At 63.2% G+C, this 17,710-nt stretch carries 17 protein-coding genes and 1 pseudogene; 10 read left to right on the top strand and 8 right to left on the bottom strand.

The annotated features are described in order from the left end of the window. The first annotated feature begins 73 nt into the window (after nt 1-73). A pseudogene (locus P1T08_02455) lies at nt 74-460 on the top strand (transposase). A 331-nt stretch (nt 461-791) separates the two neighbouring features. On the opposite strand, the gene P1T08_02450 reads toward P1T08_02455, so the two are convergent. Further along, nucleotides 792-2,570 carry a chorismate-binding protein gene (locus tag P1T08_02450; protein ID MDF1594950.1) on the bottom strand — a complete coding sequence of 593 codons (1,779 nt, stop codon included), beginning with the start codon at nt 2,568-2,570 and terminating at the stop codon, nt 792-794. 69 nt (nt 2,571-2,639) lie between these two features. Between P1T08_02450 and P1T08_02445 the strand changes: the two genes are divergently transcribed. After that, complete coding sequence (locus P1T08_02445) at nt 2,640-3,494, top strand: PHP domain-containing protein (protein MDF1594949.1); 855 nt, start codon at nt 2,640-2,642, stop codon at nt 3,492-3,494. Continuing rightward, the gene (gene murJ, locus P1T08_02440; protein MDF1594948.1) at nt 3,491-5,080 is read left to right on the top strand and encodes a murein biosynthesis integral membrane protein MurJ; all 1,590 of its coding nucleotides are present in this window, start codon (nt 3,491-3,493) and stop codon (nt 5,078-5,080) included. Before P1T08_02445 ends, murJ begins: the two co-directional genes overlap by 4 nt. A 38-nt stretch (nt 5,081-5,118) precedes the next feature. On the opposite strand, the gene P1T08_02435 is transcribed toward murJ, so the two are convergent. Together P1T08_02435 and mce are read right to left on the bottom strand one after the other, a co-directional pair. Further along, nucleotides 5,119-5,349 (bottom strand): hypothetical protein, encoded by a 231-nt coding sequence (locus tag P1T08_02435; GenBank protein ID MDF1594947.1) that lies wholly within the window; start codon nt 5,347-5,349, stop codon nt 5,119-5,121. After that, on the bottom strand, nt 5,342-5,749 hold the full coding sequence (mce, locus tag P1T08_02430; GenBank protein ID MDF1594946.1) for a methylmalonyl-CoA epimerase: 408 nt from the start codon (nt 5,747-5,749) through the stop codon (nt 5,342-5,344). The genes P1T08_02435 and mce overlap by 8 nt, the downstream gene beginning before the upstream one ends. A 69-nt stretch (nt 5,750-5,818) precedes the next feature. Between mce and P1T08_02425 the strand changes: the two genes are divergently transcribed. The 3 genes from P1T08_02425 to P1T08_02415 all read left to right on the top strand — a co-directional run bounded on the left by P1T08_02425 (nt 5,819) and on the right by P1T08_02415 (nt 8,665). Continuing rightward, nucleotides 5,819-6,997, top strand: a complete 1,179-nt coding sequence (locus P1T08_02425; protein ID MDF1594945.1) for an acetyl-CoA C-acetyltransferase — start codon at nt 5,819-5,821, stop codon at nt 6,995-6,997. Between the two features lies 1 nt (nt 6,998). After that, entirely contained in the window at nt 6,999-7,985 is a 987-nt protein-coding gene (glpX, locus tag P1T08_02420; protein MDF1594944.1) for a class II fructose-bisphosphatase, read from the top strand. Between the two features lie 107 nt (nt 7,986-8,092). Next, nucleotides 8,093-8,665 carry a hypothetical protein gene (locus tag P1T08_02415; GenBank protein ID MDF1594943.1) on the top strand — a complete coding sequence of 191 codons (573 nt, stop codon included), beginning with the start codon at nt 8,093-8,095 and terminating at the stop codon, nt 8,663-8,665. A gap of 53 nt (nt 8,666-8,718) precedes the next feature. On the opposite strand, the gene P1T08_02410 is transcribed toward P1T08_02415, so the two are convergent. The 5 genes from P1T08_02410 to dnaX form a co-directional block, all read right to left on the bottom strand. Further along, nucleotides 8,719-9,381, bottom strand: a complete 663-nt coding sequence (locus P1T08_02410) for an HAD hydrolase-like protein (GenBank protein ID MDF1594942.1) — start codon at nt 9,379-9,381, stop codon at nt 8,719-8,721. Nucleotides 9,382-9,399: 18 nt separating this feature from the next. Further along, entirely contained in the window at nt 9,400-10,494 is a 1,095-nt protein-coding gene (locus P1T08_02405) for a DUF3524 domain-containing protein (GenBank protein ID MDF1594941.1), read from the bottom strand. Between the two features lie 60 nt (nt 10,495-10,554). Continuing rightward, the gene (gene recR / locus P1T08_02400) at nt 10,555-11,148 is read right to left on the bottom strand and encodes a recombination mediator RecR (protein MDF1594940.1); all 594 of its coding nucleotides are present in this window, start codon (nt 11,146-11,148) and stop codon (nt 10,555-10,557) included. After that, the gene (locus P1T08_02395; protein ID MDF1594939.1) at nt 11,148-11,468 is read right to left on the bottom strand and encodes a YbaB/EbfC family nucleoid-associated protein; all 321 of its coding nucleotides are present in this window, start codon (nt 11,466-11,468) and stop codon (nt 11,148-11,150) included. Before P1T08_02395 ends, recR begins: the two co-directional genes overlap by 1 nt. A 93-nt stretch (nt 11,469-11,561) precedes the next feature. Next, nucleotides 11,562-13,352, bottom strand: coding sequence for a DNA polymerase III subunit gamma/tau (dnaX, locus tag P1T08_02390; protein ID MDF1594938.1), 1,791 nt, complete (start codon nt 13,350-13,352; stop codon nt 11,562-11,564). Nucleotides 13,353-13,504: 152 nt separating this feature from the next. Here dnaX and P1T08_02385 point away from each other — a divergent pair, with 152 nt between their 5' ends. The 4 genes from P1T08_02385 to phnD all read left to right on the top strand — a co-directional run bounded on the left by P1T08_02385 (nt 13,505) and on the right by phnD (nt 17,691). Further along, a complete protein-coding gene (locus P1T08_02385) occupies nt 13,505-14,287 on the top strand; it encodes an ABC transporter ATP-binding protein (GenBank protein ID MDF1594937.1) in 783 nt (260 codons plus the stop codon). Next, a complete protein-coding gene (locus P1T08_02380; protein MDF1594936.1) occupies nt 14,263-15,861 on the top strand; it encodes a hypothetical protein in 1,599 nt (532 codons plus the stop codon). The genes P1T08_02385 and P1T08_02380 overlap by 25 nt, the downstream gene beginning before the upstream one ends. A 46-nt stretch (nt 15,862-15,907) precedes the next feature. Further along, nucleotides 15,908-16,471, top strand: a complete 564-nt coding sequence (locus P1T08_02375) for a hypothetical protein (GenBank protein MDF1594935.1) — start codon at nt 15,908-15,910, stop codon at nt 16,469-16,471. Between the two features lie 77 nt (nt 16,472-16,548). Further along, on the top strand, nt 16,549-17,691 hold the full coding sequence (gene phnD, locus P1T08_02370; protein MDF1594934.1) for a phosphate/phosphite/phosphonate ABC transporter substrate-binding protein: 1,143 nt from the start codon (nt 16,549-16,551) through the stop codon (nt 17,689-17,691). Nucleotides 17,692-17,710: the final 19 nt, after the last annotated feature.

Genomic DNA, 17,710 nt, shown 5'->3' with positions numbered 1-17,710 from the left:
CTGGGTTTGATGGAGACTCGGTTGTTTGGTTTCCAAGTCATCCGGTAGTGGTCAGTTGAGCGTAGTGAGCCTCCTCAAACTCATCGACCGCACCGTCCCCGACGACCTCGACATCCACCTCGTCGCCGACAACTACGCCACCCACAAACACGACAACGTCACCAAATGGCTCGAACACCCCTCCCGTCGAGACCGGTGGCACATCCACTACACCCCGACCTCGTCGTCGTGGCTGAACCTGATCGAACGCTGGTTCAAAGAGCTCACCGACAAACGCCTACGCCGCGACAGCTTCACCAGCGTTCAGCAACTCATCGCCTCCATCGAACTATGGACTCAAGCCTGGAACAACGACCCGAAACCCTTCATCTGGCACAAGACCGCCGAAGAAATCATTGCCAAAGTCAAACGAGGACGAGCCGCCCTCAACCAGATCACTGAATCCGCGACAGACCACTAGTTGCTAGTCGCGAGTTGCTAGTCGCGAGTTGCTAGTCGCGAGTTGCTAGTCGCTAGTCGCGAGTTCCTAGTCGCGAGTCGCGAGTTCCTAGTCGCGTTTCTCCCCCGCGTCAGCGGGGGAGATGCCGAGTCCACGAGGCAGAGGGGGCAACACAAGCCACCAAGAGCCCCCCTCCCCTCCGCTTCGCTCCGGGACTCCCCCCAACCTCCGGCGGTGGGAGAACGCAAAACAAGCTGCACAACCCAGTCGCGTTTCTCCCCCGCGTCAGCGGGGGAGATGCCGAATCCACGAGGCAGAGGGGGCAACTGAGCCGGACGGACTCATGGGCGAGCTACATCAGGAATGCCGTCTCCCAGCCCCTCACTGAGTTGAGCCGGGCAATCGCGTTGGCGACGCGCAGCTCATCGACTGAGATCACTCGTTCGCGGATCCGAGCCTCGTCGAGCAGTTCCGCCCGGTACGTACCCGGTAGGCAGCCGGACGTGACCGGTGGCGTCCACCATTCACCGTCGAGCAATACCGCCAGGTTGCCGACCGTCGTCTCTGTGATCTCGTCCGCTTCGTTCCACAACACGACGTCGGGCGCCTCTGGATGCCGGTTGAGGGCAGCCTCGTAGACACTGCGACTCGTGGTCTTGTGATAGAGGAGCGGATCCAAACGATCGACGGGTCGGTCGTCCAGCACCAACCGCACCACAACGTCTGCGAGTGGCAGCGGGCCAGCCTCGACCACCATCCCCCCGGTCCGATCAACGAGTAGGCGCACGATTGACGCTGCCGTCAACCGGTCGGTGGCTGCCTTGATCGAAGCTTCCACGATCGAGGCGTCGATCGGAACATCGAAATACCAGGCGGACTCCATGAGACGATTGAGATGCCGGTCCAGCAACCAGACCCCCGACCCCGGTCGCCACACCATCGTCTCGAGCAGTCGGAAGTCTGCGGTGCGCCGGGCAAGGATCTCAGCTTTGAGAAGCGCCTCGCGATACTCACCCCCGGCGGTCGAGTCGATCGTGATACCACCGCCGGTCCCGTAGTGAGCGACTCCGTGCTCAACGTCGACGAGGACGGTCCGAATGGCCACATTGAAAGCCCATTCCGGCCGGCCATCGACACCGGGGCCACCAAAACCAATGGTCCCGCAATACACCCCGCGCGGCCGGTGTTCGAGAGCCCGGATGATGCCCATCGTCGCCACCTTCGGAGCCCCGGTGATGGAGGCGCTCGGGAACAACGCCCGAAAAACCGTCAGAAGCGAGGTGCCGGGTTCCGTCGTCGCAGTCACGGTTGAGGTGAGCTGCCACAACGTGTCGTACTTCTCGGCAGTGAAGAGGGCGGGCGTATCGACCGATCCGACCGCGGCTACCCGGCCGAGATCGTTGCGGACCATGTCCACGATCATGACGTTCTCGGCCCGATCCTTCTCGGAGGCGAGAAGGGCGAGCCGATGCTCTTCATCATCGGCCGTCACCAGTCCGCGCGGGGCAGTGCCCTTCATCGGCCGGCACATGATCCGGCCATCAGCCCACTCGAAGAACAACTCCGGCGAAGCCGAAGCAATCTGCCAGCGTCCGGCGTCGATGAAGGCTCCATAGCCGCAAGCCTGCGACGCCGTGAGGTCCAGGTACAACGACCGGGCGCTGCCGGAGAACGGTGCCGACATGCCGATCGTGTAGTTCACTTGATACGTTTCGCCTCGCTTGATGAGTTCCCTGATCTCGTCGACGGCGTGGCCGTGACCGCTTTCGTCGACCGATGCGATCCAGTCACCCAGCGTGTATCCGGCTGCGGGTGCTGCACTCGTCGGAGACCGATGCGGAAAGACGGCGAACCAGGCAGCCGGAAACCCGTCGAATTCGCCGGCCGGTGAGGACACCACCTGGAGCGTCGGATCCAAACCGGGAGCGGCTTCATAGGACACGAACCCGGCCACCCAGCTTCCCCGCTCTACCGCCGCCTCGGCGGCATCGAGCACATCTGCCACCTCGCCGGCAGAGCCGGCGATGAGCAGGTGGTCCGCGTCCGACAACTCGAACGAGCGACGGCGGTGCGGTCTCAGGTCATCGAATCGTGCGTATGGCGGGCGATCGGTGCTCGTGCGGGGCTCCACGTTCGGGTGATGGTATCCGCCCATGATGGCCGGGACGAGCGGCACGTGTCGCTACCCTGCCGGGCGGACATGCCCGTCGATCTCCACACCCACAGCCGCTATTCAGACGGCTCCGACTCGCCGCGACAACTCGTCGAGGCGGCCCAATCCATCGGCCTGACCGCATTGGCGCTCACGGATCACGACACACAGGACGGCATTCCGGAAGCCCGGGAGGCTGCCCGGAATCTCGCCATCGAACTCATACCCGGAGTGGAGATCTCCTGCGAATGGGAACCGGGAACGCTCCATCTGGTCGTCCTGTTCCTCGAACCCCGGTCGGGACCCCTTCAGGACCGCCTGAACCGCCTGCAGGAAAGTCGGGCCCAGCGCAACAATCGCATCGTGGAACGACTCAACGACCTCGGCATCGACATCACAACAGACGAGGTCGCCCGGGAGGCGGGAGTTGGCGTCGCCGGGAGGCCGCACCTGGCCGCCCTGCTCGTCCGCAAAGGAGTCGTAGAGGATATGCGGGCGGCGTTCGACGAGTACCTCGGCAACGGCCGGCCTGCCTACGTTGGGCGTGAGCGGCTGACCCCCGAGGAGTCGATCGACCTGGCGCTCCGGTCTCGTGCCCTGCCGATCCTCTCGCACCCCTACACGATGGGGCTCGATTCGGAAACGCAATTTCGGGAGGCCTTCTCCCACCTCGCCGGCATCGGCCTCGCCGGAGTCGACTGCTACTACCCCGAATACTCGATTGAAGAGCGGGCCGCGCTGGCCGAGGTGACCAGATCGTTCGGAATGATCCCTTCCGGCGGTTCTGACTACCACGGAACTTACAAAACCGGCCTCGAGTTGGGAACCGGTTGGGGCGACCTCGTCGTCGCAGACGAGGTGCTCGAAGAACTGAAAGCGGCGCAGGCCGCCCTGCCGCGATGAGCCGCCGGACGACCATCGGCGCCGCGGCACTAGTCGTCTCCGGTGGGATCGTGCTGTCCAGGGTCCTCGGCCTGCTGCGCGATCTGCTCATCGCCAACCTCCTCGGAGCAACCGCCGCCGGCGATATCTACTTCGCCGCCTTCTTCATTCCCGACCTGCTCTTCTACCTCATGGCGGGCGGGTACATGACCATCACGTTCATCCCGATCCTCTCCCGCTACTTCGTCGACGACGACGAAGAAGGGGCGTGGCGGTCGTTCGCAGCCGTCGTTCGCCCCGTCACGCTCGTGATGACGGTCCTCACCGCACTGACCATCATCTTTGCCAGGCCGCTCGTGGATCTGCTCTTCGTCAGGTTGTCCGACTGGCTGCCGGTTTCAGATGCTGCCAAACGACTCACTGAGGCCCAGCTGACGGAGGTCGCTTCACTGACCAGGATCGTCGCTCCCGCCCAGCTCTTCTTCCTGCTGGGTTCGCTGCTCATGGCTGTGCAGTACGCCAAACGGCAGTTCCTCATTCCGGCGCTGGCCCCCCTCGTCTACAACCTGAGCATCATCGCCGGAGGACTGATCAGCTGGGCCATCGGCAAGCCGTCCCCGGCCGGATTCGTTTACGGAGCACTGGCCGGAGCAATCATCGGCAACTTCTCACTCCAGGTCTACGGAGCCAGACGAGCCGGGCTCCGGTGGATGCCGGGCACACCATGGCGGCACCCTTCCGTTTGGGAGTATGCGGTACTGGCTCTTCCCCTCATGCTCGGTCAATCGATTGCCGTACTCGATGAACAGTTCGTGCGGATCTTCGGTCAATGGGCAGGCGAGGGGTCGATTACCCAACTCGGCCTGGCACGGCGGCTCAACATGCTGCCGGTCGGGATGATCGCCCAGGCGGCCGGTGTGGCTGCCTACCCGTTCCTCACCAGGCTCTTTGCCGAGGGCCGCCACGCAGAGTTGGCCGCCACCCTGCGGAGAGCACTCCAGTACACGTTCTTTGCGGGAGCGGCCGCCACCGCCGCCGTCCTCGCCGCATCGCAACCGGCCGTCAAAGTGGTTTTCGAAAGAGGCGAGTTCACGACCGCCGCCACGGTGGGAACAGCGGCGGCCCTGGTCCCGTACGCATTCAGTATCCCCGTCTGGGGGGCCCATCAGCTGTACGCCCGCGGCTTCTACGCACGACGGGAGATGTGGGTGCCCGTCACTACGGGGACCATCGGTACGGTGGTCGGAGTCGGCCTCTACATCTGGCTCTTCGAGCTGATGGGCACGCCCGGGATGGCACTGGCCAGCACGCTGGCGATGGTCGTCTACACCGTGCTCATGGCCACCATTTGGTACCACAGGACCGGCACCGCCGAACTCAGGCCGCTGCTGATCTCGGCGACCCGGAGCGCGGTGGCGGCCGGGCTGGCGGCGATAGCCGGCTGGTGGGCAGTGTCCTCAGTCACCGGCGATATCGCCGAGTCGAGCTTCTGGCGATCTCTCGGATCGCTGGCGGTCGGGGCCCTGGTGGTCGGCGCGGTGTTTGTCGGGGTAGCGCGGCTGTTGCGAGCACCGGAACTAGCCGGACTGCGCCGCCGCCAGCGATAGGCAATAGAACCCACAACCTAGAACCTAGAACCGCTTTCCTATCCCATCTGCCCATCGGTGATTCCGTGGATACTCAGTTCGGTCGTCGTGTGGCGAGGGGACCTCACAACCCTGCGCTGACCCGACCGAACCCAGGCGGTCGGGAGGTTGCGGGGCGTGAGCATCGCTTCGGACGCCAGCTCCTCTTCGATGAGCTGATGAATCGCCGCCATGATCGCCGCAGTCTCAGAAGGCCCAATGCCACCGCGAATCCGGATCTCGCTATTCATGCAGTTCCACCAGCTCGATCAGCGTTCCCGCCAGTTCTTTGGGGTGCACAAACGCGATCTTTGCTCCCCTCCCACCCATACGCGGCGACTGGTCGATGAGACGCACTCCCTCAGCTTTGAGGTGGGCCAGCGCGTCGTCGATTGAGGGAACGGCGTATGCAACATGGTGAAGGCCCGGGCCGTTCTTCGCCAGGAAGCGGCCGACGGGCGAGTCATCGGACAGCGGTCGGAGCAATTGCACGAACGAACCCCCAACGGGAATCATCGCCTCCTCGACCCCCTGCTCCTCGACGACCTCACGGGAGAGCGGCTCGACGCCGTATTGCCGTCGATAACCGGCAAGGGCCTCGTCGAGATCTGCGACGGCGATAGCAACATGATCGAGGTTGAGGAGCTTCACGGTTTCTGAGACTACCGGGAATGACGTTGCGTTACCTCAGGTAGGCTCCCGGTCAGGAGGTAGAGATCAATGGGTGCAGTCATCAGCGGGATCGCCCGCACAGCGATCGGCAAGTTCGGAGGGAGCCTGTCGCCGCTTCACGCCGTGGATCTCGGCGGCAGAGCGATCGAAGGAGCGCTCGAGCGCTCGGGACTGGATGCCGACAAGGTCGACGAAGTGATCTTCGGACAGGTACTTCAGGCGGGAGAAGGTCAGATCACTTCCCGCGTTGCCGCCACTCGAGCCGGCATCCCCATGACCGTCCCGGCAATCACGATCAACAAGGTGTGCCTATCCGGCCTGGCCGCCATCGGGCTCGCCGACCGTTCGATCCGACTCGGTGAGGCGTCGTTCGTGGTGGCCGGCGGCATGGAGTCGATGACGAACGCGCCGCACGTCCTCAGGGAACTGCGCAACGGTACCCGACTCGGCGATGCCACGCTTGTCGACGTAATGTTGCATGACGGGCTCTACTGCGCCTTCGACCATTGCACGATGGGCGAGAGCTCAGATCACAAGAATCGCCAACTCGGGATCAGTCGTGAAGAACAGGACGAGTGGTCTGCTGAAAGCCATGCCCGCACAATCGCGGCGGCCGAGAGCGGTGCCTTCGCGGACGAAATCGTCCAACTCTCCATCCCGCAGCGAAAGGGAGACCCCATCCTCTTCGACGCCGACGAAGGTGTGAGGGCAGGGACCACCGCCGAGTCACTCGGTCGCCTCCGACCGGCCTTCGTGGAAGATGGCACGATCACCGCCGGCAACTCGTCACAGATATCGGACGGCGGAGCAGCAGTCATCGCCGCCGATCGCAAAGCAGCTGAGGCGGCCGGCCTCCCGATCCTCGCCGAGGTCATCGCCTACGGCCAAATCGGAGGAAGGGACGCCACGCTGCACGAACGGCCGGCCGAAGCCCTCCAGGTCGCACTGAAGAAAGCAGGGATGAACGCCTCGGATCTCGATCTCGTCGAGATCAACGAAGCGTTCGCGGCCGTCGCCCTCTGGTCGGCCAGACTGCTCGACATCCCGGTTGACAAGGTCAATGTCAACGGCGGCGCGGTTGCGCTGGGTCATCCGATCGGTGCCACCGGCGCCCGGCTCGTCGTGACGCTGATCAATGCCCTCCGGCAGCGGGGAGGCGGCATCGGAGCAGCCACCCTGTGCGGCGGCGGTGGACAGGGTGACGCGCTCATAGTGAAGGTGGCCTGAAATGACTGAAACACCCGACCGGAACCTCGCCTTCGATCTCGCCCGGGTAACGGAGACCGCCGCCATGGCCGCGGCCCGCTGGCAGGGTCGTGGAGACAAAGAGGGCGTCGATCAGGCGGCGGTCGACGGCATGCGGGCCATCCTCCGGTCGGTCGACATGGACGGCATCGTCGTTATTGGTGAGGGCGAGAAGGACGAGGCTCCGATGCTCTACAACGGCGAAGCCGTCGGTAACGGCAACGGTCCAATGGTCGACGTCGCCGTTGATCCCGTCGATGGAACCACGCTTTCCGCCCAGGGAATGCCGGGGGCCCTGGCGGTCATCGCGGTTTCGGATCGTGGATCGATGTATTCGCCCGGATCCGTGGTCTACATGGACAAGATCGCCGTCGGCCCGGCCGCGGCCGGAAAGATCGATCTCGATGCCCCGGTCGAGGACAATCTCCACGCCGTCGCGGCGGCCGAGGGCAAGGACGTCAACGACATCACGGCCATCATCCTCGACCGTCCACGCAATCAGCGGTACATCGACGCAGTGCGCCGCGTCGGCGCCCGCATCCGCCTGATCCGTGATGGTGACATCTCGGGCGCCATCGCCACCGCAGAAGAAGACACGGGCATTGACATCCTGCTCGGTATCGGTGGATCCCCCGAGGCCGTAATTGCTGCCGCGGCCCTGACGTGCACGGGTGGCGAGATTCAAGCTCGCCTCTGGCCGCGCGACGAGTCTGAGCGGATCTACGCACGTGAGAATGGCCTCGACATCGACTCCGTGCTCACCCAACGAGACCTGGTCAGGTCGGACAACGTGTTCTTCGCCGCCACCGGTGTGACCGGCGGCGAGTTCCTTCGCGGAGTTGAGTTCTTCGCCGACGGGGCTCGCACGCATTCGGTCGTGATGCGTTCGAAGACGGGATCCGTCCGCTGGTTACACGCTCGCCACGACTTCAACAAGCTGCGTGAGATCAGCGCCCTCGTTTACGACTGAGGCCAACAGGTTCTGAGTTCTAGGTTCTGAGTTCTAGTCGGCGTCTTCGCCATCGGAAGTTCCGATACTCCGCACCCGTGGGAGAATATCGGCAGGAGATGATCGATATGACACGACGTTCCAACATTCTGCTACTCATGGTGATCGCCTTGCTCTTTGCCGCTTGCGGGAGCGATGACACGGGCGATGGGATCGCCACCCTCGAGAATTCGACGACGACCCCTGCACCCGTCAACACCTCCACAACCACGCAAACTGAGTTCAGCGAGGATCAGGCACTCGAGTTCTCGCAGTGCATGCGAGATCAGGGTCTGGACTTCCCCGACCCGACGCTCGACGCCGAGGGCAACCTGACCATGGATGAACTCGACATGATGGCGTTTGGCTCTACTCCCGAGGAGATCCAGGCCACACTCGAGACGGCGATGACTGCCTGTTCGGAGTACCTGGAAGGCGTTTCGTTCGGAGGAGGACAAATGCCGGACCTCGTCGAGTTACAGGACACGTTCCTCGAGTTCACGACGTGCATGCGTGAGAACGGCTACGACATGCCCGATCCCGACTTCTCGACCGGCATGAGCGGGTTCTTCGAGCTGGGTGCCGGGATCGATCAGAACGACCCGGTTTTTCAAGCCGCGATGGCGCAATGCCAGGGGATCTTCACTCAGCTACAACCCTGATCGGCGGCTCCCTCGCCTACCGGTATGGAGCTAGGCGAGGACCCGGAGGACGGTTAGGCGGTCACACCTGCCACTGCCAGCGCTTCGATCAACGAATCTGAAACTGGATGTCCCGTGGCCTCGAGCTTCGCCCGCGGGTGCGATCCGCTGGCGTAGAGGACGCACTTGATGCCGAGACCCTCGGCAGCATCGGCATCGTCGAGCGCATCTCCAATCATCACCACCGTCGTAGGATCGAGCGGTGTCCCGATCTTGTGAGCGACGTGCTCCAGGTGTCGAACGAGGCTGCCGTATTTGCGGTCCCCCCTCCCTGCCCGCAATCCATCGATCGCGACCAACCTATCCCCGATTCCCCGCCCTGCCAGCGCCTCGAGCAACTCATCGTGAGGAAACATCGACAGAAGCGACTGGGTCCAGCCGGCGTCGTCGACTGCCTCCATGGCCGCCAGAGCATCAGGCGTCAGTTGCGCCTCAGCCAGTGCTTCCCGGTAAGCGTGGTGGAACACGATATCGAGTTGTTCCCACTCCTCATCACTGACCGGGCGGCTCAAGAGGTGTTCGTAAAACAAGACGACCGGGCGCGTATATCCGGCTCGATAGTCGTCGGCTGTAATCGGGCCGGCATTGAATGACGCCAACGCAACATTGACCGACTGCACGACCTGCTCGAGGTCGTTGAGAAGTGTCCCGTTCCAATCCCATACGACGTGCTGCATGAGCCTCAAAGGGTAGCGCTAGGTGAGCGCCGCCAGCACCCGGTCGTAGGTCGGTGCCATTTCGGACCAATCGAATCGCCCGAGTGGGACCTTGAGGGACGCAGCCGCAGCTCGACGCTCGGCCGGGTGCCCGAGCGCCCAGCGGAGTCGTTCTTGAAGTTCACCTTCCTGATAGAGCGACAGATCGTGGACCGATTCGGGCATGATCTCCGGATATGACAGGCGGTCCGGAAGAACCGGAAACGCACCGGCGTATGCGGCTTCCACGACCGCGATACCGAAGAACTCATGAAGTGCCGTGCTCGCAACCACGTCGGCACTCCGAAGCAGTCGCACATACGCCTCCTCATCTGCAAACCCGAAGTGGATCAGGTGATCCGCTAGTCGGTGCTCGGCTTCGGCGAACTCCTCAGGCACCTGCCGGAAGTTCTCCCCGCAGACGGCCAGGCGAAAACCGACGCCATCGTCGGCGACCCCGAACAGGGCCCGGAAGAACGCAGCCGGATCCTTGTCATGCTCCCAGCGTTGATTCCACAGAATCAGCGGCGGCTCGCTCCCACTCGATGTGGCGACTTCGTCGAGGCGGTGCAAGTCGACACCGACATGCAGCACCGACGACCTGGCTCGAACCGCGTCGATCAGGTGTTCGTGCGTGAAGTCCGGGAACTGACGAAGGAATCCCGGCAGCTGTTCGAACGCGACATCCCGGTGAAAGGCAGAGTTGAAGAGAACCAGATCAGCGGACTGCATAGACGCCCAGTTGACATAGGCGTACTGGAAATCCGAACGCAGCTGCGGCGACCACGGGTAGGTGAACTGGCTCTCGTGCAGGTAGTACGCAACGGGCGTATCGCCGAGGCTCTTCCTGGCAGCTCCCAAATAGGCCGGAAGATCGAGCATGTCGGTGGCCAGGACTAAGTCGGGCCGGCCGTGCTGCCGGACCCATTGCTCCGTCTCCTCAGCGAGTGTCACAGCACCACCCCGCATCCGCCAGGTCCAGAACCTGGCCGGCAGAGTCAGCAGATGGATGTCGTGGTGGCTGTGACCGGCATAGCCATCGGCCCAGGCCTGGTGGGATCCACCGAAATACGGCTCAACAAGGAGAATGCGCATCTACCGGGCAGCCTATCCGCCCGCCCGGGGGCGGATCCTGCGGGAGGGAAGGTGCGGCCGTCAGATCTCGCGGCGACCCACCAGTGCCCGCCCGAGGGTCAACTCGTCGGCGTAGTCCAGGTCTCCTCCAACGGGGAGGCCGCTTGCGAGTCTCGTCACCTTCACGCCGAGAGGTTTCAGCTCACGAGCGAGATACATGGCAGTCGTGTCGCCCTCGATCGTCGGGTTCGTCGCCACGATCAGCTCCTCGATTCCCTCGTTGCCGATCCGAACGCGCAACTCTGAGATCCGCAACTGGCCGGGGCCGATTCCATCGATCGGAGAAAGGGCTCCTCCCAGCACGTGGTAGCGCCCGCGAAACTCCTGTGTTTTCTCAATGACGACGATCTCCTGGGCCCGCTCGACAACACACACGATGGTTGGGTCGCGCCTGAGATCGCGGCAAATCGTGCATTCTTCCGCACCGGTGACGTTGAAACACCGGCCACACAACCGCACCTGATCCCGCATGTCGATGATGGCGCTGGCCAGACGCTGAGCATCGGCCCGCTCTGTGTTGAGCAGATGGAACGCGAGCCGCTGGGCCGACTTCTGGCCAATCCCGGGCAGTCGCGCCAACTCGTCGATGAGTCGCTGAATTGGCCCTTCAAACATCAACCGAGTAGACCGCCGAGATCGAGTCCGCCGGTCAACCCACCCAGCGATTGCTGCGCAGCATCGGCTGCGTTTTTCATCGCCTGGTTGACGGCTGCCACGACCAAATCGCCGAGCATCTCGGCATCGTCCGGGTCTATCACAGCCGGGTCGATCTCGACGGTGACGACCTCATTCGAGCCCGTAACCGTTGCCTTGACCATGCCGCCTCCGGCGCTCCCGTCAAACGTGGCGGCGGCCAGTTCGTTCTGCGCGGCGGCGAGTTGTTCCTGCATCTGCTGCGCCTGCTGCATCAGCTTGCGCATGTCTTGAGGTCTCATACCCATGACGGAGAGAGTATCACTAGACGACATTCAGGATGGCCCTTCGGTGCCGACCTGACGGATTCCCCAACCGGGCAGCTCGACGCAGGTCTAGGTGTTGTCTACCTCGTCAACCACTTCTGCACCGAGGAACTCGGTCATCAAGCTGGTCGGATCGGTTCCCTCCGCCGGCGCTTCAGCCAGGTCGTCCTTGTCGGGAATGAGCGGCAGCTCCGTTACCTCTGCCAACTGAGGATCACCGAAGGCCCTGAACTCAATCGTGACATGAGCGCCGAGCAACTCCGCAGCCTTGGCCGCCACCAGTGCCGCCACCGAGCCGTCCGATTTGAGCTGCTGCAAATGGAACGTGCGATGTTCGGGAAGGTGCATCACCAGTACCGAACCCTCAACCGCTCCGGGGCTGGCCTCTCGAAACAGTGCATACTTTCGGGAGCCGAGGGTGTCCCGTACACCGGCAACCAGTTCCGGCCAGATGGATTGGAGGTCCAGGAACGTGAAGGCGGGGCCGGGTTCGCCGGAGGTGTCGGCGGGAGGCGACGGTGCGTCTGACACCACTTCCTCCTGCTCGGCCGCAACGTCTTCGAACGGCTCGTCGGCTATCGGAGCTTCCTCGACGACCGGCTCCGGGGTCACGACGGGTGCCGGAGGTGTCGATGGAGGGATCGGCTGAGCTTTGGCGGGCTGGGCGGCGGTTGGCGGGATCACGGAGGCCGTACCTGCTCCAAGCCGTTTCACTCGCTGCTCGAGATGTTCGATCCGGGCGGCGAGAGAGGCCGGGTCGGAGGCGACCTCAGGCCTGGTGATCTTCAGCAGCGCCAGTTCGATCATCAGGCGCTCCTCCCGGCCTTCCCGAAGTTGGATCAGAGCCTCCGACATGACGTCGAGCACGCGCAGTACATCGGACGCCGACAACTCATCGGCGATCCGGCGCCAGTCGTCGATCACGTCCTGCGGCTCATCGACGATGTCGGGAAGGTTCGGCGCATACTTGACAAGAAACACGCCGCGGAAGAAGGCGATCGCCTCAGCCACGAAACGGCGAAGGTCGACACCCTCTGCTGCGAGAGTCGCCACCATTTCGAGAGCCGAGCGAGCATCGAGATCTGCAACCGCCGAACCGAGCCGGCCGTACACTTCCCTGTCCGCCAGCCCCAGCGCACGATTCACCCCGGCAACTTCAACTGTGGACTCGCCGAGCGCTGCCACCTGTTCGAGCAGGCTCATCGAGTCCCTCACCGAACCCCGTGCATGCCGGGCGACAGAAACGAGCGCTTCCTCAGATCGCTGATAGCCCTCTTTGTCACTGATGGAGTCGAGATGCTTGACGAGGGCAGCAATCGACACGGAATGAAAATCGAAGCGCTGCGCCCTGCTCCGGATTGTGTCGAGCAGCTTGTACGGCTCGGTCGTCGCCAGAACAAAATGGACGTGATCCGGCGGCTCTTCCAGGGTCTTGAGGAGGGCATTGCCGGCCGCTTTCGACAGCATATGGGCCTCATCCAGGATGAAGATTCGCTTGGCCCCACCGGCCGAGGCGACGGTCGAAACACTCACCCGCATGTCACGGATATCGTCGACGCTGTTGTGTGATGCTGCATCCAGCTCGATGACGTCGAGCGACGAGCCCTCAGTGATGGCGACACACGAGCCGCACCGGTTGCACGGCTCACCGGCCGCCTGGCGGTCGGTACAATTCAGTGTCTTGGCAAGGATGCGGGCAGCCGTTGTCTTTCCCGTTCCGCGCGGGCCGGCAAAGAGGTATGCATGAGCAACCTTGCCATCGACCACCTCGCGCGACAGGGTCTCGGTGACGTGACCCTGACCGATGATCTCAGAGAAACTCTGGGGCCGGTACTTGCGATAGAGCGCCTGATATTCCACACAGCGATGGTAGCCGGGACCGAATAGGTGCCCGGGGTCGACTACGACCCGGGTTCCGGCATCAGCCATACAGTTCTTCAGGTGGCAGACTGGTCAGCCGATGTCACAACTGTGCGATATCGATTCGTGCTCGTAGGGAAAGCGGAAACGGAATGACAGATAGCGGCAAGCCCTCCGTGTGGGCAGAAGGGCTCGTTCGCCACTTCGGCAAGAAAACGGCGGTCAACGGCGTCGACTTCGCCATCCAACCCGGAGAGTTCTACGGGCTGCTCGGGCCGAACGGTGCAGGGAAGACGACCACAATCAAGATGATCGTCGGCCTGCTCCGCCCGGATGCCGGGCGGGCGGGGGTCGGAGAGTTCGAGACCTGGACGCACCCGATCGAGGTGAAGCGCCGAATCGGTGTATTGCCGGAGGAGTTCAATCTGTATGAGCGATTGACGGGCGCCGAACTGCTCGACTTCACCGCCGCCACCCACGGTCTTCCCAGGCAAGAGGCTGCCAGACGCCGGAACGAACTACTCGAAGCGCTCGACCTCAAGAGCGCGGCACACAGCCTCATCAACGACTACTCCCGGGGCATGCGCAAGAAGGTGGCGCTGGCGGCCGCGGTGATCCACGCTCCCCCTGTCCTATTTCTCGACGAACCATTCGAAGGAGTCGACGCCGTCAGCGCTCGACTGATCCGCAACTTGCTCCAGGGCTACACCGAACGCGGCTCGACCGTTGTGTTTTCGTCCCACGTCATGGAACTCGTCGAACGGTTGTGCACGCGGATCGGAATCATGGTGGACGGCAAGCTCATCATCGAAGGCCCACCCCAACATCTCCTCGACCACTACGAGGTAACCAGCGTCGAAGACGCCTTTCTGGCTGCGGTCGGTGCCGAAGAAACACCCGGAGGCCTGGATTGGCTCAACGCCTCGTCTGGCTGAAATGGCGCCTGCTGGTCAACGGCGTCAAGCACGATCGCCAGCGCGCCATCGGGCTCCCCCTCGTGGTGATCTTGATCGTCGGCGGCGGCTGGACCCTGGCGCGGCGTTACTGGTCTTCCGCAGGTGACCTGGATGGAGTCGCCCACGGGGAGTTCACCATCTGGGTCGCCGTACTCATGTGGATTCTGTGGACGACGGTTCCGGTCGTGGTGTTCCCGCTCGACGAGACTCTCGACCCCGGCCGCTTTTCGCTGTTGCCGTTCAGTCGCCGACAACTACTGACCGGTCTCCTGTCAGCCGGCTTCGTAACCCCCCCGATCATCATTCCGCTCATGATCCTGACGGTAACGGCCGTCATCTTCGCCGGTTGGGTGGTGGCCCCCGTCGCCATCGTGGCCGGTGCGCTGACCCTGGCCATGCTGATCGTGAGCGGTCAGGCATTCACGGCAGTCGTGAGCGCGCTCATCCGGGGCAAACGCGGCCGTGATGTGATCATGCTGATCGTCGCCGGTCTGGGACTGACCGGATTCCTTCTTCAGCGTTCGATCGCCACGGCCATCGGCGAGTACGGCCTCGGCGGCGCGGTTGAGAGGTACCCCCTGTCGCCGTTCCGGATGTTGCTCCCACCTGCCGGCGCGCAGTACGCAATCGTCTCGGCCAGTGAGGGTGATCTGTGGGGCACGATCTCAGGTCTTATCCTCTCGGTTGCCTGGCTCGGAGTCCTTCTGGCTTTCTGGTATTGGATCGTCCAACGACTTCTGACCACCCCGGAGATCACCACCGTGTCAAGACGAGCCGCCGAGCGTGGGCTCGCCGAGCGATTCGGCTGGTCCACGATTTCCGTCGTCGCCCGCAAGGAACTCCGGTACTACCTCAGGGAGCCACGCATGCGCATGGTGTGGACCGGAGCCGTCATCTTCCTCGGGTTCCTGGTTGCGGCCGCGTTGTTCGGCGACGCCCAACTCCAACGCGTCAAGGAGCAGGAGTGGATGCCGCTGCTGGCGCCGATCGTCGTGTTGTTCGTCGGCCTACCAATCGCCCTCAATCAGTTCGGGTGGGAACGCCGGGCTGCCAGCTTCCTCTTTGCCCTTCCGGCCCGCCCATTCCAGGTCGTGGTCGGCAAGAACCTGGCGACCGGCCTCGGGCTGATGCTCGAAGCAGCCGCCGTTTCGATCGCGTTTTCACTCTTCGTCGGGTCGGCCCGGTACCTGCCCCTCATGCCTCCGCTCATCCTCAGCGCAGTCCTGGCGCAGATGGCCGTCGGTAACGTCGTATCGGCGGTTACGCCACTACGACTCCCGGACGCGGGCACCGACATCTTCTCCCAGTCGAGTGAGCAAGGGTGCCTGGCCATCGGATCGCAGTTGATCGCCTTTTTCGTCATCGGCCTGACCCTCGTGATCCCGGCGTCGGCAATGACCATCGCCCTGTTCTTCACCGACGTCCTTTCGCCCCAGCTGATTGCCTGGTTGTCGGTCGTGTGGGGCCTGCTCCTCTACGGCCTCGGATTGGTCGTGGCGTTGTGGGTGACCCGCCGGCGCTTGCCCGAGATTCTGGCGTGGGTCGAGGTTTGATTCGTCGACTCCAGTCGACGTATCAAACCTGTCTAGCCTGCGGACCATGCATCTACGACTCGGTATCGATCTCGACGGTGTTGTGGCCGACTTCAACAGTGGCTGGATCAGCCGCTACAACTCGGACTTCGGCGCCGACATCCCGTTCGATGCTGTGGAGGCCTGGGACGGCATTCCGTCGTTGACGCACTTTCGCCACATGGGCGAGTTCTGGACCTGGGCCAAGGATCACGGTGGGGCCACCATGTTCCGGCACCTCGAAACCTATCCGGGGGCAGTGGATGCACTACAGAAGCTGGCCAGATCCGGCCACGAAATCGTGATCCTCACCCAGAAGCCCGACTGGGCGGTCCACGACACATTCGCATGGATCGCCGAGCATGCGATCCCCACCAGGGAAGTGCACATGCTGGACGACAAGTGGCGCGTTTCCTGCGATGTCTACCTCGACGATGCTCCCCACCAGGTGGTCTCAATCCACCGGGCTCGCCCCGAATCTCTCATGTGCCGATTTGTCAGGCCGTGGAATGGACCGGTACCCGGAACCCGCGACATCATCGACTGGCCGACCTTCGTTGATGAGGCCAACCGGCTGGCCTCAGGTAGCTAGCCGGGCGCGACATAGCTAGATTGTGAGCCGACGGGCATCTCCGAGATCGCCCGCGACACGAAAGGGAGATTTCCACCATGAGATTCCGCATATGGATCGCGCTTGCATTGGCGATGACGCTGGTGCTGGCCGCCTGTGGCGACGGTACATCCGACACCACCGAAGCTGAGACAACCGACACCACGGTGGCCGCGGTTGCCACAACGACAACCGAAGCCGTGATGGCAACGACGACGACCGAAGCGATGGTCACCGTCGGCTCGGCCGAGAACCCCATCAAGGTGCTGTTCGTGCCCTCGGTGAGCGCAGAAGAGATCATCGCCGGTGGTGAACTGCTCGACGAGACGCTCACGGCCGCCACCGGTCTCGAATTCGAGGTCAGCGTTGGCTCGTCCTATGCAGCCACGATCGAAGAGATGTGCGCCTCGCCGGACAGTACGATCGGGTTCATCCCCGCCAACGGGTATGTCCTCGCCAACGACCTCTGCGGCGTGCAGATGGTGCTCAAGTCGGAGCGGTTCGGCTACGACGTCTACTGGACGCAGTTCATCGCTCCCCGCGATAGCGACATCAACTCGGTTGAGGATCTCGCCGGCAAGAAGTGGGCCTACCCGGATGCCACCTCGACGTCTGGATTCCTCCTCCCGTCCGGCCTGTTCACCTCGCTCGGCATCGACATCACCGACTCGTTTGCCGCCGGCGGTCACTCTGAGGTGGCCCGGGCCGTGTACAACGGCGAAGCCGATTTCGGCACGACGTTCTACAGTCCGCCCATCGACGCTGACGGCAACAACACCTGGGATGGCGATGCTGCCAACGCCGACGTCACCGCCGACGTCGCCGCCACATGTGGTGTCATAACGGCTGATCAAGCCACCGGTGCCTTCGGTGAAGGCGACCTGGTGTGTGGTGATGTCGAGATCCGCGATGCTCGCCGCAATATCCGGGAGGAAGCGCCGGACGTCATCGAGAAGGTGAAGATCATCGGCCTGTCCGACCCGATTCCGAACGACGGCGTTGCCTTCGGTCCGGATTTCCCCGCCGACCTCCAGGACATGATCGTTCAGGCGCTGCTCGACTACGCCGCCAACGACCCCGATGGGTTTGCAACGGCCTTCGACGCCTACAGCTGGGACAACGTCTTGCCGACGAACGACTCGGAGTTCGACTCCATTCGGGCGCTGCTGCAAGCTCTGAACTACGGAATCGACGACTTCTAGGTCGAAGTCTTCGATCACT

Source organism: Acidimicrobiia bacterium (genome assembly GCA_029210695.1).
Classification (GTDB): Bacteria; Actinomycetota; Acidimicrobiia; order Spongiisociales; family JAHEDJ01; genus JAHEDJ01.
This window is presented reverse-complemented; position numbering and strand designations above follow the sequence as displayed.